This window comes from Streptomyces sp. NK08204 (genome assembly GCF_020400585.1).
Classification (GTDB): Bacteria; Actinomycetota; Actinomycetes; order Streptomycetales; family Streptomycetaceae; genus Streptomyces.
The window spans coordinates 1-1220 of the sequence record NZ_JAINVF010000068.1 but is presented as its reverse complement, the minus strand read 5'-3'; the positions used below and the strand labels follow the sequence as shown (position 1 = coordinate 1220).

The following is a 1220-nucleotide window of genomic DNA, read 5'->3' as shown; positions in this document are numbered from 1 at the left end:
GTCACCTGGGTCCCACGCCGCGATACTCGGCCCAGTCCCGCGAGGCGGCACACCAGCCAGCCTTTCATCACCACTCGGATACCCGTTCGAGTGAAGCAAGGAGCCGAAGCGACTGGTCCAACTGGGCTTGGTATGCGGCCGGGTGGGCGTCGGCCAGCCGACGGACCCAGGCGGTGGCCGAGTTGAAGCAGAAGATAAACGAGGCAGCGTAAAATCTGTCTTCGCACCGCATCGGTTCAGTCTGTGTCGGCCAGCCACTGGTCGATGAGCGCCTTGCCAATCGAATCGACCCGATACGGGCCGCCGAGCGTAGCGTCCGCCAGCCGCGCGCGCAGTTCCGCGGCCGTGAACCAGCGTGCCTCCACCACTTCCACGTTGTCCACATCGATCGCATCGGAAACGGCCTCGGCGCGAAACCCGATCATCACCCCGGCCGGGAACGGCCACCCCTGGGAACCCTGGTAGGTCACCGCACCCACGGTGACGCCGGCTTCCTCCCGCACCTCGCGGCGCACCGTGTCCTCGAAGCTCTCGCCAATCTCGACGAACCCGGCCAGTGTGCTGAAGCGGTTCGGGCCGGATGCCGCATGGCGGCCGAGCAGGCAGCGCCGGGGCGTGCCCGGAAGCTCTACTAGCACGATCACGGCCGGTTCGATCCGCGGGAACAGCAGCTTCCCACAGTTCTGGCAGGTCCGCAGGTGGCCACCATTGCAGGACCGGGCCGGGCCCCCGCAGGCGCCACAAAACCGCTGATTGCGGTTCCAGTGCAGAATTCCCCGCGCGTACGCCAGCAGACCCGCTTCGTCCGGCGTGATGGTGGGAACCATCGCCCGCACGTCCAGCATCCTGTCCGCGCCGGCCAGCTCGACGGCGCTCTCCCGTTCGAGCCCGGACACATCAGCCGCGAACACCGCCCTCTCGCCTTCGAGGCCGAGCAGCACCCGGTCGCCGGCCGCGACGAGGATGTCCCTCGCCTGGGCCAAGGGCAGCCGCAACGGCGTTTCGTTTCGCACCAGGCACTGGTCCTGCCACAGGGGAATGACCTGGGTACTGGCCCTGGTCAGCAGTGCCTTGATCCAGTCCGAGTCTCCCCGCCGATCAACGACACGGTCGAGCCCCAACCCGCTGTAGTACACCGCTCCTCCTGGATCACAGTGTCCGCCTGTCCTCGACACTAGCGGATACGTCCGCCGACACCCTCCGCAGCCAGAACTTGCCTA

At 67.2% G+C, this 1220-nt stretch carries 1 protein-coding gene; it reads right to left on the bottom strand.

Annotation, left to right across the window (positions count from 1 at the left end):
• Window positions 1–236 precede the first annotated feature (236 nt).
• Window positions 237–1136 (bottom strand): NAD(+) diphosphatase, encoded by a 900-nt coding sequence (nudC, locus tag K7G59_RS34320; protein WP_225840656.1) that lies wholly within the window; start codon window positions 1134–1136, stop codon window positions 237–239.
• Window positions 1137–1220 lie beyond the last annotated feature (84 nt).